The organism is Paraburkholderia bryophila (genome assembly GCF_003269035.1).
GTDB lineage: Bacteria > Pseudomonadota > Gammaproteobacteria > Burkholderiales > Burkholderiaceae > Paraburkholderia > Paraburkholderia bryophila.
In genome coordinates this window covers 65,841-79,313 of record NZ_QLTK01000006.1, presented here as the reverse complement: position 1 = coordinate 79,313, position 13,473 = coordinate 65,841, and the positions used below count along the sequence as shown (strand labels likewise).

The following is a 13,473-nucleotide window of genomic DNA, read 5'->3' as shown; positions in this document are numbered from 1 at the left end:
CGGCAAAAGATAGCTAACGGAAGCACTCGTTACGCCTACGCGTTACACCTCGTCACGCAGCAGAAAAAACACGCCCCCGGCAGCGAAATACGCTGCAGGGGGCGGCTAAATTTGATCTGCGACAGAAAATCGCAGACCGTTTCGACGCGCGATTACTGCCGGCTGACGTGTTTCAGATCGTGCTCGCTTTCCTTCACGTGCGCCCAATATTCGTCGTCGTTGCGCGCCATGCCGAGCTCGCCGTTGCGATATGCGATCGCCAGCGCGAGGTTGGCCTCGGGTAACTCCGCATTGGCGGCGCGCGTGAGCCATTGCAGCGCCAACGCGTCGTCGTGCGGCAGCGTGGTGCCGAAGCGATACTCATTGGCGAGCTGGAATTGCGCGAGCGGCAGACCGGCTTGCGCCGCTCGCGCCAGCCAATGCATCGCCAGCGCGTTGTCGCGCGCGACGCCGTAGCCGTTGCGGTAAAGCGTCGCGAGATCGTACGCGGCCTGGGCGTCGACCGGTTCGCGCAAAGCCGCCGGTGCGAGCCACCGGCGGCTTTGCGCATAATCCGGCGCGATGCCGGGCAAGCCACGCAGCAGCAAGTGGCCGAGCGTGGCTTGCGCGTCAGGCGCGCCGTCGAGCGCCAGTTGGCGATATAACTCGACACCTTCGCGACGTTCGTCGAGTCGCGCCGAACTCACCAGCACGTCGGCCAGCGCCGCACGCGCCGCCGCATTGCCGAACGCCGCCGTCAGCCGCAGCCGCCACACCGGCGAAGCGGCATGCGTGGAGCTGCCCTGCATCTGCCAGTCGTCGATCTGCGCGTGCGACACATGCGTCGCCGCCACCGTCGCGAGCGTACCGGCGCCAATCGCGACGGCCGCCGCCAACGTCAAGGAGAAGCGCGCTTTCATTGGTTGAGGTTCACCGAGTAGACCGCGAGCCCCTTGCCGGTGCCGTCGTCGGCCTGGATCTGCGCGACGTTGGCAATGCCGCTGGCCTGAGCGAGCGCCGCCAGATTCGGCGCCGCCTTGAACGTCACCGGGCCGGCGGTCGCGACCTTCGTGAAACGCCAGCTCCGGTCGCTGCCGTTGTTCGCCGCCTTGATGGCCTGCACCTTCTTGATGTACGCGATCAGCACGTCGCGGCTCGCATCCGGCGACGCGTAAATCGTCTTGCTGCCGTCGAGCCCCGGGAAATTGCCGCCGCCGCTCGCGCGATAGTTATTGGTCGCGACGATAAACGACTGCGTGTCCGAGATCGCGGCGCCCTGATATTTCAGGTTGCGGATCCGGCTGCCCACCGCTTGCGTCACGTCGATTTCGTAGCTGAAATCCTTCGACGTGATCATGTCGAAGTTGTAGCCCGGATAATTGCTGACCAGCGCCTGCGCCGCCGTGTTGGCCGGATCGATCTTGTTGAAGCGCTGGGCGGCGGTTTCGAGCCACGCCTTCAGGCCGGCGCCCGTCACCTTCACCGCGTAGATCGTGTTCGGGTACAGGTAGAGGTCGGCGGCGTTGTTGATCGCCACGTTGCCTTGCGCGACGTCGGTGAAATCGTTGCCGCCGCCGAAGCCGCTCTTGAACGGCGCGCTCACCGACAGCACCGGAATGCCCGCATATTGCGGCAGATTCGCGTTGATGTAGTCCTGCGTGTACGCCGCCTGCGCCTGGTTGACGATCTCGATGGCCGACACGTCGCCCACGTCGGCGAAGTAGGTGGTCATGCGGAAATCGGTCGCGCCGATCGGCGTTTTCACATAGTTGATGGTCGCCGCGTGCTCCGCTGCGATCGCCTGCGAGATCGACGGATCGACCGCGACGTAGCTGTTATCCGCGTTCTGGATCGAACGTGCTTCCGCGGTGCTCGCATTGCGGTCCACCGTCCACGTGCCGCTCGTATAGTTCAGCGCGAGCTTGATGACGCCGAGATGCTTGCCCCAGAAATTCGCCATCACGGTCGGCACGCCGTTGACGGTGCCCTTCACCTTGTCGACGCCCGGCAGATTGAACTGCGAGACCGTGCTGTTCTTGTCCGGGAACACCTGGTGCGAATGGCCGATCAGCATCGCGTCGATGCCCGGCACTTTCGACAGATAGTAGCTGCCGTTTTCCATCGACGGCGAATAGGTCGAGTTGTCGAGCCCGCCGTGCGACATCGCGACAATGATCTGTGCGCCCTTCGCCTTCATTTCCGGCACGTACTTCGACGCGCTCTCCACGAGGCCTTGCGTGTAAACGTTGCCATCGAGCCAGCGTTTGTCCCACGCCATGATCGCGGGCGGCGTGAAGCCGATCACGCCGATCTTCACCGGCGCGCTGACGGTCTTGCCGTCGGGCGTTCTGGCGGTCAGCGTGCGCTCGAGAATCGTGTACGGCTTGAAGATCGGCTGCTGCGATTTCGCGCCGAGCACGTTGGAGAGCACCAGCGGAAATTGCGGTCCCGCGCAGCTCGGCTGCGACGCCACCGGGCTCATGTTCGGCACGTCGAAGGTATTGCCGGTGACTTGCGCGAGGAACGGCAGGCCGTAGTTGAATTCGTGATTGCCGATCGTGCCCGCGTCGTACTTCAGCAGGTTCATCACCTTATAGACGCCCAGCGTGGTCTTGCAATCGACCGGCGCGACCTGCGCCTGATAATCCGCGAGCGCGGTGCCCTGGATCGTGTCGCCGTCGTCGAGCAACATCGTGTTCGGAAATTCCTTGCGCGCCGCCGCGATCAGCGTCGCCGTGCGCTCGAGACCGAGCGACTTGTCCTCGGCCAGCTTGTAGTAGTCGTAGCTGAGCAGATTGGTGTGAATGTCGGTCGTTTCGAGCAACGCGAGCGTCGCGGTCGTGCCGTTCGCCACCACGGCTTGCGACGGCGCGGAATCGAGATTGCTGCCGCATGCGCTCAAACCGATCGCGCTCAATGCGCTTAAAGCGCCGAATGCACCCCACGCGCCCAACGTGCCGCGTGTACGCAGCCCTTGCCCCTGTCCTTGTCCTTGCCCTTGTCCTGCCGTCGACTTCACTCGCATCCTGACTGCCCTCCGGTTTGTTGTGTTGTTGTGCCGGGCTGTGAGACCGGCTTTTCATTACAAACAATTACAGAGGCGCCAGCGTAAGGCCGCTTTGTGACACTGATTTGTAGGGTGTTAGATAGGCTTAAGTAATGTTCAGGTTGGCGCGAACGTGTTATTGCGCGAGGCGCGGCAACGCTGCGGCGAGCCTGGTGAGCGCCGCGTCGATGTGATCGACCGCGATGCTGCCGTAGCCGAAGATCAGCCCTGGCTGCGGCTTCGCGCGCAAATAAAATGGCGCGAGTCCGTACACGCCGACCGACACATCCCGCGCCGCGTTCACCACCGCGTCTTCCGTCCACGGTGCTTTCAGGCGCACCGCCATGTGAATGCCGGCCGCCGGCACGATCGGCTCGAACCAGCGCGAAAGATCGCCATGCAAGTGATCGAGCAGCATCGCGCGGCGCGCGGCGTAGGCCTTGTGTGTGCGCCGCAGGTGCTTGGCGAAATCGCCGTTGAGCATGAACGTCGCGAGCGCCGTTTGCGTGAGCGTGCAGCCATGTCCGTCGACGATCTGACGCGCCTTCAGCAGCGGGCCGCACAGCGACGCGGGCGGCACCACGTAACCCACCCGCAACTCCGGGAAGATCGTCTTTGAAAATGTTCCCACGTAGGCCACCAGGCCCGCACGATCGAGGCTTTTCAACGGCTCCATCGGCCGGCCCTCGAAGCGGTACTCGCAGTCGTAGTCGTCTTCGATAATCACCGCGCCGCGCTTTTGCGCCCATGCGAGCAACTCGACGCGGCGCTCCAGACTCATCGGCATGCCGAGCGGAAACTGGTGCGAGGGCGTTACGTAGACGAGCTTCGCCTTATCCGGCAGCTTGCCGACGATCAGACCTTCGCGGTCCACCGGCACCGGCACGACGCGCGCGCCGGTCGCCTTGAAGCAGGCATGCGCCGGCGGATAAGCGGGGTCTTCGAGCGCCACGATTTCGCCCGGGCCGAGCATAATGCGCGCGATCAGATCAAGCGCGTGCTGCGCGCCTTGCGTGACGATCACGTCCTCCCAATTGCTCGACACCGCGCGGTTGAACGCGAGGTAGCGCGAGATCGCGAGACGCAGCGCCTGCTCGCCGGCCGGCTCGCGATAGGTGCCGGGACTGCGCGCCTGCGAGCGCAGCGCGTGGTTCACGCAGCGGCGCCAGACGTCGAAGGGGAACAGCGTCTTGTCGGTCGCGCCGCCGATGAAATCGTGCGGCGACGGCACCGTGGGCCTCGGCAACGGCAAACTCTGCGGCATCTCGTCCCACAGCGGCCGCGCACGTGCGGCGGTCCTGCCGCCGGCTTGGGTGCGCTCGCGGGCCGCTTCCGCATCGCGCGCCTGCGCGGAGCGCGCCACCGGCAAACGCTCGAGGCCGTCGGCGACGAAGGTGCCCGAGCCGGCTCGGGCGCTCAGATAACCTTCGGCAAGCAGCCGCTCGAATACGTCGAGCGTGGTCTTGCGCGACACACCCAGCTGCGCGGCGAGATCGCGCGTGGAAGGCAAGCGCGTGCCGCCGCCGAGACGGCCTCCGAGTATGCCGGCGCGCAACTGGCGGTAGATCTGTCCGGACAGGTCGTGATGTCCCTCGACGACGATATGAATGTCCATCCGATTGGTTACCTTGAAGAGACGGCAAAGGGTGATGTCGAACGACCATTGACGGCCGTCAGCTTACCCCTGTCGTCACCTGCCAAGCACGGACATCCACGATAAACACAATGTCATGTGGCGCGGCCTGAAAAGCAAAATGGCACACCTTGCCAGGCAAGGTGCGCCATTTCTCGATAGTGCGTCGACGTAGGCACTAAAGCGCTTTCGCGCCATGCGCCATGCTCGTGCGAATTACTCCGCCAGCGCGCCGCTCAATGCCGCATTCTGGCCAGCGTCCGCGCGCGCTTCGTCGGAACAACGCTGATGTTCGCGCGACAGCTTGCGCATCAGCGGCAACAGCAGCACCGCCACCAGCGCGCCCACCGCCGCGAGCCAGCCGAGGCCGGTAAACAGCTTGGTGTAGAGCGGCAACGATTCGAGCGGATCCAGATTGCCGGCCGGCATCTGCGCGAAATTCGCCACCACGCTGCCCAGATACTGCGACACGCCGGTCGCCACGAAGTAAGCGCCCATCATGAAGCCGCTCATCCGTGCCGGCACGTAGCGGGCGATCATCGCGAGGCCGAGACCGCTCACCAGCAGTTCGCCGAGCGAGTACAAACCGTAGCCGCCCACCATGAACCACGACGACACGCGGCCGTTCACCGCGTAGTTACCGCTCGCCGCATAGACGAAGAAACCGGCCGCCACCACGGCGAAACCGACCGCGTATTTCACCGCGACCGGCACGTCCTTGCCGTTCTTCGCGAGCTTCGTATAGAGCAGCGCGAGCAGCGGGCTCAGCAGCATGATCCAGATGGGATTGAGCGCCTGGAACTGCGCGGCGCTCCACGTGAACCACGTCTGGCCGAACAGAATGAAACGCGGATCGACGTTGCGCAACGCGAACAGCGTGAGCGAGGTCGACATCTGCACGTAGAACACGAAGAACAGAATCACCTGGGCCGTGAGAATCAGCGCGGCCAGCAGACCCGAGCGCTCCGAGCGTTCGCACTTCAGCAGCATGTAGCCGAAGATCGCCAGAATCGCGACGCCCGCCGTGTACACGCATGCCACCGCGATCGCCTTGTGCTGCAGCACGAACATCGTCACCGCGCCCAGGGCGAGGCCGCCTAGCGCCACTGCGGCGACGCGCTTCCAGCGAATCGGTTCGGCGTCCGGCGCCGAACCGATGTGAGCGAGCGTGCGGAACATGATGAAGTAATTCAGCATCGACAGCAGCATGCCGGCGCAGCAGACCGCGAACGCCGTGTGCCAGCCCCAATGGTCCTTGATCCACGGCGTGGCGAGCATCGACACCGTCGAGCCGATGTTGACCGCCATGTAGTAAATCGTGAACGCGCTGTCGATGCGCGCGTCGTCGCCTTCGTAAATGCGGCGCACGAGGTTCGCCGCGTTCGCCTTGAAGAGCCCGTTGCCCACCACGATCACGCCGAGCGACGCAAACATGTACGACAGTTGCTCGTTCGGCATCGCTAGCATGAAATAGCCGGCCGACAGCACGCCGGCGCCGAAGATCATCGTGCGGCGCGCGCCGAGAATCTTGTCGCCGATCCAGCCGCCGATCGACGGCGCCGCGTACACCAGCGCCGTAAACGCGCCCCACGTGAGCGTGGCGTGGCTGTCGGTGAAGCCCAGCTTGTCGATCATGAACAGCACCAGCAGCGCGGCCATGCCGTAGTAGCCGAAGCGCTCCCACAGTTCGATCAGAAAGACCGTCGAAAACGAACGGGTCTGCGAGACGCGTGCGCCGGGCGGATTGGATGAAATCATCGTGTACCTCTTGTTCAAACGGTTACGGCGACGCGCGAACTAGCCGCGCGACGCGAAAAACTGGATCTGGAAAAACGGTCGGCGAAACACGCGCTTTGCGGCCTGCGCGCTCGCGAAGTGTCCGGCGCAAGCGGGAACGCTCATGCGCCGATACCAGCAGAAAAACCAGGGAATGGGATGGAGGTACGCCACGCGGAACAAAGCGGTCCCGTCGGGCGGCGGCAGGCTGCGCGCCTGCGGCGGAAAAAATCGGTGGTGATGGTCATGTCCTTAAGCCGGCCGCGGTTCGGATGGAACGCGCCGGACAGTGCTCCACCCCGCAGGATCGCTGCGGGCGGAATGTTAAACAGCGGCCGGCTTCGCATGGAACAACCATGCGCCCGCCGTTCGCCAGGCGGGGCAGATTCTCCGAATAGAAGCCTCTCGCGTCACTCAGGGAATTCACCTAAGCGGAGTCGACGACTCGTCCTTACAAGCCAAGTGTCTTCATCATGCGGACCGACGCCGCCCAAAATAGTCTTGGATGCCATAGATTTACTCTTCTTGATACTCACACTGCATAAATGCCTGAACCGTCATCCAAAACCGCAATTTTTACCGGCCTCATTGCTTCTTTTTCACAATAATCCGGTCGATTTGGCGCGCGGGTTTTCGATTCTGGCAACATAGAGTGTTGTCTCCAAAATGCGGCCTCTTGCGTTTCCGGCGGGCTAAAACGGCCCACGGCCCCACCGGGACCGCAATCAAACCATATTTACTTATATCAAACAAATTTTGACGGGCTAATTTCCTCCTGCTATGGTCACGACAATTCAAAAGAGCAATCCGGCACTCGAAATCGGCAGCAAGATCCGCGCGCTTCGGCATCGGCTGAAACGCACGTTGGACGACACGGCAACCGCCGCGGGTATTTCCAAGCCGTTTCTGTCGCAAGTCGAGCGCGGTCTGGCATCGCCGTCCATTACATCGCTGGCCGGAATTGCTCACGCACTTGGGGTCACGGTGCAGTATTTCGTCGACACGCCTAGCGAAGAACGCTCGGTGTGCCGCGGCGAGCAGTTGAAGTTTTTCGGTTTCGCGGACTCGGCCAATCTGTTCGCTCGATTGACCAATCTCACGGGCGGCCGTCAGCTCGAAGCGATCCTCGTGAGAATGCCGCCCGGGCAAAAACGCTCAGAAGTGACGACGCATGCGGGCGAAGAGTTTGTGTATGTGATCGACGGCGAGGTGTCGTTGACGCTGGAAGGCAAGACGTTCGTGCTGCATGCGGGAGACAGCGCGCATTACGAATCGACGGTGCCGCACAGCTGGGTGAACACGGCTCGGGTCGAGTCGGTGGTCGTCTGGGTGGGCACGCCAAGACTGTTTTAAAGGGCAGGCGCCTTTTCCGGTTGATCCGGCCAGGGTTTGCCTGCATTACAACATGTAAGGAATCCTGTATGTCGGATAAGCAACAAGGGCCGCCCCGGCCCGAGCACCGCGGATAACCGGGCGCCCCGGCGCCAGCGCGTTCTTCTCTCGACCTTTCCTGCGATCTCAACCGATGAAAACCCCGTTCGTCCTCGCGACGGCGCTGTCCGCGCTCGTCCTGTCGTTCCAGCCCTCCGCCTTCGCCGTCACGGTGCCCGCCGGCGTCACCCTCGCTGCCAGCCAGGAGATGACGCGCCAGGTGCCGGGCGAAACAGAATCGCTCGACCCCGCGCATATCGAATCGTGGACCGGCAATACGATCGGGCTCGATCTGTTCGAGGGCTTGACGCGCATGGACGCGAGCGGCGCGATCGTGCCGGGCGTGGCGCAGTCGTGGACGCGCACCGGCCCGACCACGTGGGTCTTCAAGCTGCGCCACGACGCGCGCTGGAGCAACGGCCAGCCGGTCACGGCCGCGGACTTCGTCTACTCGTGGCAACGCGTGCTCGACCCGAAGACCGGTTCGAAGTACACGGTGCTGGTTGAATTCGTGAAGAACGCCAAGGCGATTCTCGCCGGCAAGGCGCCGCTGACGAGCCTCGGTGCACGCGCGGTGGATCCGTACACGCTCGAAGTCACGACCGAAGTGCCCGCCGCCTTCTTCCCGCAACTGGTTTCCATGGCGACGATGACCCCGGTCAATCGTGCGACGGTGACGAAGTTCGGCGGCGAGTGGACCCGTCCGGGCAACTTCGTCGGCAACGGCGCGTACACGCTGACCGACTGGCAGCCGAGCAACCGTCTGGTGGCCACCAAAAGCCCGACGTACTGGAACGCTGCCAAGGTCGTGATCGCGAAAGTGACCTACTTGCCGATCGAAAACGACGAAACGGCCATGCGCATGTTCCAAGCCGGCCAGTTCGACTACACGTACGCGATTCCGTCGGGCATCTATGCCCAGGTGAGCAAGCAGCAGGGCGACGAGCTGAAAACCGGCCTGCAGATCGCCACCTACTACTACAGCCTGAATAACGACGACCCCGCCTTCAAGGACAAGCGCGTACGCCAGGCCCTGGCGATGGTGCTCGACCGCGACCTGCTGACCAAGCGTCTGACGGCCGACGGCGAAGTACCCATGTACGGCCTGATCGCCAAGGGCACCGAGGGCTCGGGTGTGTTCACGCCGGACTGGGCGAGCTGGCCGATGGCCAAACGCGTCGACTACGCGCGCAACCTGCTGAAGGCCGCCGGTTATTCGGACGCGAAACCGCTGACGTTCACGCTCACCTACAACACCAACGACCTGCACAAGAAGGTCGCACTGTTCGCGACCTCGGAATGGCGCACCAAGCTCGGCGTCACCGCCAAGCTGGAAAACGTCGAATTCAAGGTGCTGCTCAAGCAGCGCCACGACGGCAAGGTGCAGGCTTCGCGCGACGGCTGGTTCGTCGACTATAACGACGCCAACTCGTTCCTCGATCTGATCCGTTGCAACAGCGTGCAGAACGATCAACACTACTGCAACCCGCAGGTCGACAAGCTGATCGACCAGGGCAACCAGCAGCTCGACGACGCGAAACGCACCGCGCTGCTCACGCAGGCGCACGACCTGGCCATGAACGACTACCCGCTGGTCGCGCTCTTCCAGTACTCGGCGGACCGCCTGGTCAAGTCGTATGTGGGGGGCTACAAGTCGACCAACTACCTCGACATGCGCGCCACGCAAGACATGTATCTGATCAAGCACTAAGCGCGGGAGCACCGTCATGCTGGCTTACACGCTGCGCCGCACGCTCTGGGCGATCCCGACGATTCTCGCCGTGATCACCGCGTGCTATCTGCTGCTGCATCTCACCCCGGGCGGCCCGTTCGACACGGAGAAACACCTGTCGGCGGCCGTCATGGCGAACCTCAACGCCAAGTATCACCTCGACGAACCGTTGTGGCTGCAGTACCTCCACTACCTCGGTGCGTTGCTGCACGGCGACCTCGGCCCGTCGTTCCGCTACGCCGACTGGACCGTCAACGATCTGGTCTGGAAAGCCTTGCCGGTCAGTCTCGGCGTGGGCGGCGTGTCGGTGCCCATCGCGCTGGTGATCGGCGTGACGCTCGGCACGCTGGCCGCGGTGCGGCGCGACCGTTTCATCGATCACTTCGTGATGGTGCTCGGCAACCTCGGCAACGTGGTGCCGCCGTTCGTGCTGGGCCCGGTGCTGGTGTGGATCTTCGCGATCCTGCTGAAGACCTCCGAAGGCCAGGGCTGGCTGCCGGCCGGCGGCTGGGGCGACGGCGAGTGGCGTTATCGCGTGCTGCCGATCGTGCTGCTCGTCATCATCAACGTCGCCGGGATTGCGCGGGTGATGCGCGGCAGCATGATCGAAGTGCTGTCGGGCAACTTCATCCGCACCGCACGCGCCAAGGGCCTGCCGGGCCGCACGATCGTGTTGCGCCACGCGATGAAGCCGGCGCTGATGCCGGTCGTGTCGCTGCTCGGCTCGATCTGCATCTCGTCGATCACGGCGGCCGTGGTCACCGAGTCGGTGTTCGCGCTGCCGGGGCTCGGCCAACTGGTCGTCAACGGCGCGATCAACCGCGACTACACCCTCGTGCTCGGCCTCGTCGTGCTGACGACCGCCGTCGCCGTGCTGTTCAACCTGCTGGTCGACCTCGCGTATGCGTGGCTCGATCCGCGCATCCGGTACTGATCCATGGCCCGCTCTCTTCAAACGGCTGCCGCGGCGCTCGATCCGCTCGCGGCCATTGCCAACGCCCCGCGTTCGCGCGGACCGCTCGCCACCGCCGCCGCGCGCTTCGTGCGCAACCGCGCGGCGCTTACCGGTTTGATCGTGCTGCTGCTGGTCGTGGTCGCCTGCGTGGCCGGTCCGTGGCTGTTGCCGAACAATCCGATCGACAGCGACTGGAGCGCGATCAGCCTGCCGCCCACGTGGCAGAACATGCACTGGTTCGGCACCGACGAACTCGGCCGCGACCTGCTCGCGCGCGCGCTGCAAGGCGGCCGTGTGTCGCTCGAAGTCGGCCTGCTCGGCACGCTGGTCTCGGGGCTGATCGGCGTCGCGTACGGCGCGACCGCCGGTTTTCTGGGCGGCCGCGTCGACGCGGTGATGATGCGGATCGTCGACATGATGTACGCGATCCCCTACATGCTGATCGCGATCCTGATGATGACGTTGTTCGGCCGCGCGTTCTATCTGGTCGTGCTCACCATCAGCGCGTTCTCGTGGCTCGACATGGCGCGCGTGGTGCGTGGCCAGACGCTGTCGCTGCGCTCGCGTGAATTCATCGACGCCGCCCGCGCGATCGGCGTGAGTTCGCGCTCGATCATCTCGCGCCACATCGTGCCGAATCTGTTCGGCGTGGTGGTGGTCTACGCGAGCGTGACGGTGCCCAATATCGTGTTGACCGAATCGGTGCTGTCGTTTCTCGGCCTCGGCGTGCAGGAGCCGATGACGAGCTGGGGCGTGCTGATTCAGGACGGCGCGCAGAAACTCGATTCGATGCCCTGGCTGCTGCTGTGCCCGGCCGTGATGCTGTGCATTACGCTGTATTCCGTGAATTTCGTCGGCGACGGTTTGCGCGACGCGTTCGACCCGAAGGACCGCTGACATGTCCCTACTCGAAGTCAAAGACCTCAGCGTGCGCTTTACGCGCCGCGAAGGCGCACCGGTCGACGCGGTGCAACGCGTGTCGTTCTCGCTCGAAGCCGGCCGCACGCTCGGCATCGTCGGCGAATCGGGCTCCGGCAAGAGCCAGACCGTGATGGCGCTGCTCGGCCTGCTGGCGGGCAACGGCCGGGTGTCGGGCAGCGCCACCTATCGCGGCGAAAACCTGCTGACCATGAACGAAGCGGCGCTGAACAAGATTCGCGGCGACCGCATCGGCATGATCTTTCAGGACCCGATGACCTCGCTCAATCCGTTCCTGACGATCGAACGGCAAATGACCGAGACGCTGCAACTGCATCGCAAGATGTCGCGCCGCGAAGCGCGCCGCCGCGCGATCGAAACGCTGGAGTCGGTGCGTATTCCCGATGCCGCGCGCCGCATCGCCATGTATCCGCACGAGTTCTCCGGCGGCATGCGCCAGCGTGTGATGATCGCGATGGCGCTGCTTTCCGAGCCCGAAATCCTGATCGCCGACGAACCCACCACCGCGCTCGACGTGACCGTGCAGGCGCAGATCATCGAACTGCTGCGCGAGCTGAACCGCGAACGCGGCACGGCGATCATTCTGATCACGCACGACATGGGTGTGGTTGCCGGCCTGTGCGACGACGTGATGGTGATGTACGCCGGCCAGACCGTCGAGCAGGCGAGCGCCGCCGCGCTGTTCGCCGCACCCACGCACCCGTACACGCTCGGCCTGCTGAACGCGCTGCCGCGTCTGACCGACGACGATGACGACCAGCCCTTGCAAACCATTCCCGGCAATCCGCCGCTGCCCGGTGAAGTCGGCCAGGGCTGCGCATTCGCGCCGCGCTGCGCGTACTGCACCGAGCGCTGCCTCGAAGCCCGCCCGCCGCTCGCGGCCGCGGAAGGCTATCCGGACGCGCTGCGCGCGTGCTTCAAACCGGTCGGCGAAATCCTGGAGGCACAACACGTATGAACGCCACGCCTATCGCAAACCAGGACGCGGCAACGCTGCTGTCCGTGGACAATCTCAAGGTGCAATTCGGCGTGCCGCGCGGCGGCTATCCGTGGTCCGGCAAGGCCACGCTGCGCGCGGTGGACGGCGTGTCGTTCAGCGTGCGGCGCGGCGAAACAGTGGGGCTCGTCGGCGAGTCGGGTTGCGGCAAGTCCACGCTCGCCCGCGCGATCATCGGTCTCGCACCGGTGGCGAGCGGCAGCGTGCGCTGGCTCGGCGAAGAAACCGTGCAGGCGAATGCGCGCCGCGACACCTCGCGCCTGCGCCGTGACGTGCAGATGATTTTCCAGGACCCGCTCGCCTCGCTCGATCCGCGCATGACGATCGAACAGATCGTCGCGGAACCGCTGCTGACGCACGGCCAGAATGTGGCCCGCGCCGATGTGCAGCGCCGCGTGCTGACCATGCTCGAACGCGTCGGCCTCAATGCGCAGCATCTGCGCCGTTATCCGCATGAGTTTTCCGGCGGCCAGTGCCAGCGCGTCGGCATTGCGCGCGCGCTGATCGGCGAGCCGCAACTGGTGATCTGCGACGAGCCGGTGTCGGCGCTCGACGTGTCGATCCAGGCGCAGATCGTCAATCTGCTGCGTGATCTGCAGAGGGAATTGTCGTTGTCGCTGCTGTTCGTCGCGCACGATCTGGCGGTCGTCAAGGCGATCAGTCACCGCGTGCTGGTGATGTATCTCGGCCGCGTCATGGAGTTCGGCGACAAGCGCGACGTCTATAGCGCGCCGCGTCATCCGTACACGCGAGCGTTGCTGTCCGCGGTGCCGGTGCCCGACCCCGCCGTGGAACGCGCGCGGCGTCATCTGCTGTTGCGCGGCGAGATCGCCTCGCCGCTCAGCCCGTCTTCCGGCTGCGCGTTCCGCACGCGCTGCCCGGAGGCGATCGAAGCCTGCGCCTCGGAAATTCCGCAGGCCGTCACGCATGGCGCGAGCGCAACGCGCGTCGCCTGTATTCGCGTGGGGGACGCCTCGAAGTAAGT

Annotated in this window: 10 protein-coding genes; 6 read left to right on the top strand and 4 right to left on the bottom strand. The window is 64.4% G+C overall.

Annotated elements, in window-relative coordinates:
• Positions 1-152: 152 nt before the first annotated feature.
• The 4 genes from BX591_RS12365 to BX591_RS12350 all read right to left on the bottom strand — a co-directional run bounded on the left by BX591_RS12365 (position 153) and on the right by BX591_RS12350 (position 6,416).
• Positions 153-899 carry a tetratricopeptide repeat protein gene (locus BX591_RS12365; RefSeq protein WP_111931688.1) on the bottom strand — a complete coding sequence of 249 codons (747 nt, stop codon included), beginning with the start codon at positions 897-899 and terminating at the stop codon, positions 153-155.
• A complete protein-coding gene (locus BX591_RS12360) occupies positions 896-2,932 on the bottom strand; it encodes a bifunctional 2',3'-cyclic-nucleotide 2'-phosphodiesterase/3'-nucleotidase (protein WP_244147124.1) in 2,037 nt (678 codons plus the stop codon). Before BX591_RS12360 ends, BX591_RS12365 begins: the two co-directional genes overlap by 4 nt.
• Before the next feature lie 229 nt (positions 2,933-3,161).
• The gene (gene pdxR, locus BX591_RS12355; RefSeq protein WP_111931684.1) at positions 3,162-4,640 is read right to left on the bottom strand and encodes a MocR-like pyridoxine biosynthesis transcription factor PdxR; all 1,479 of its coding nucleotides are present in this window, start codon (positions 4,638-4,640) and stop codon (positions 3,162-3,164) included.
• 234 nt (positions 4,641-4,874) lie between these two features.
• Positions 4,875-6,416 carry a peptide MFS transporter gene (locus tag BX591_RS12350; protein WP_111931682.1) on the bottom strand — a complete coding sequence of 514 codons (1,542 nt, stop codon included), beginning with the start codon at positions 6,414-6,416 and terminating at the stop codon, positions 4,875-4,877.
• Between the two features lie 798 nt (positions 6,417-7,214).
• Between BX591_RS12350 and BX591_RS12345 the strand changes: the two genes are divergently transcribed.
• The 6 genes from BX591_RS12345 to BX591_RS12320 all read left to right on the top strand — a co-directional run bounded on the left by BX591_RS12345 (position 7,215) and on the right by BX591_RS12320 (position 13,471).
• A complete protein-coding gene (locus BX591_RS12345; protein ID WP_035559194.1) occupies positions 7,215-7,787 on the top strand; it encodes a cupin domain-containing protein in 573 nt (190 codons plus the stop codon).
• Positions 7,788-7,959: 172 nt separating this feature from the next.
• Positions 7,960-9,576 (top strand): peptide ABC transporter substrate-binding protein, encoded by a 1,617-nt coding sequence (locus tag BX591_RS12340; protein WP_111931680.1) that lies wholly within the window; start codon positions 7,960-7,962, stop codon positions 9,574-9,576.
• Between the two features lie 16 nt (positions 9,577-9,592).
• Positions 9,593-10,531, top strand: coding sequence for an ABC transporter permease subunit (locus BX591_RS12335; protein ID WP_111931678.1), 939 nt, complete (start codon positions 9,593-9,595; stop codon positions 10,529-10,531).
• Positions 10,532-10,534: 3 nt separating this feature from the next.
• Positions 10,535-11,449: an ABC transporter permease gene (locus BX591_RS12330; protein ID WP_111931676.1), complete on the top strand. Its 915-nt coding sequence runs from the start codon at positions 10,535-10,537 to the stop codon at positions 11,447-11,449.
• A gap of 1 nt (position 11,450) precedes the next feature.
• Positions 11,451-12,449, top strand: coding sequence for an ABC transporter ATP-binding protein (locus tag BX591_RS12325; RefSeq protein ID WP_111931674.1), 999 nt, complete (start codon positions 11,451-11,453; stop codon positions 12,447-12,449).
• Positions 12,446-13,471: an ABC transporter ATP-binding protein gene (locus BX591_RS12320; RefSeq protein ID WP_111931672.1), complete on the top strand. Its 1,026-nt coding sequence runs from the start codon at positions 12,446-12,448 to the stop codon at positions 13,469-13,471. Before BX591_RS12325 ends, BX591_RS12320 begins: the two co-directional genes overlap by 4 nt.
• Positions 13,472-13,473: the final 2 nt, after the last annotated feature.

Bases quoted from the DNA above. Each gene is read 5' to 3' on its own strand.
- BX591_RS12365 (WP_111931688.1), bottom strand. From the start codon at position 899: ATGAAAGCGCGCTTCTCCTTGACGTTGGCGGCGGCCGTCGCGATTGGC.
- pdxR (WP_111931684.1), bottom strand. From the start codon at position 4,640: ATGGACATTCATATCGTCGTCGAGGGACATCACGACCTGTCCGGACAG.
- BX591_RS12350 (WP_111931682.1), bottom strand. From the start codon at position 6,416: ATGATTTCATCCAATCCGCCCGGCGCACGCGTCTCGCAGACCCGTTCG.
- BX591_RS12345 (WP_035559194.1), top strand. From the start codon at position 7,215: ATGGTCACGACAATTCAAAAGAGCAATCCGGCACTCGAAATCGGCAGC.
- BX591_RS12340 (WP_111931680.1), top strand. From the start codon at position 7,960: ATGAAAACCCCGTTCGTCCTCGCGACGGCGCTGTCCGCGCTCGTCCTG.
- BX591_RS12335 (WP_111931678.1), top strand. From the start codon at position 9,593: ATGCTGGCTTACACGCTGCGCCGCACGCTCTGGGCGATCCCGACGATT.
- BX591_RS12330 (WP_111931676.1), top strand. From the start codon at position 10,535: ATGGCCCGCTCTCTTCAAACGGCTGCCGCGGCGCTCGATCCGCTCGCG.
- BX591_RS12325 (WP_111931674.1), top strand. From the start codon at position 11,451: ATGTCCCTACTCGAAGTCAAAGACCTCAGCGTGCGCTTTACGCGCCGC.
- BX591_RS12320 (WP_111931672.1), top strand. From the start codon at position 12,446: ATGAACGCCACGCCTATCGCAAACCAGGACGCGGCAACGCTGCTGTCC.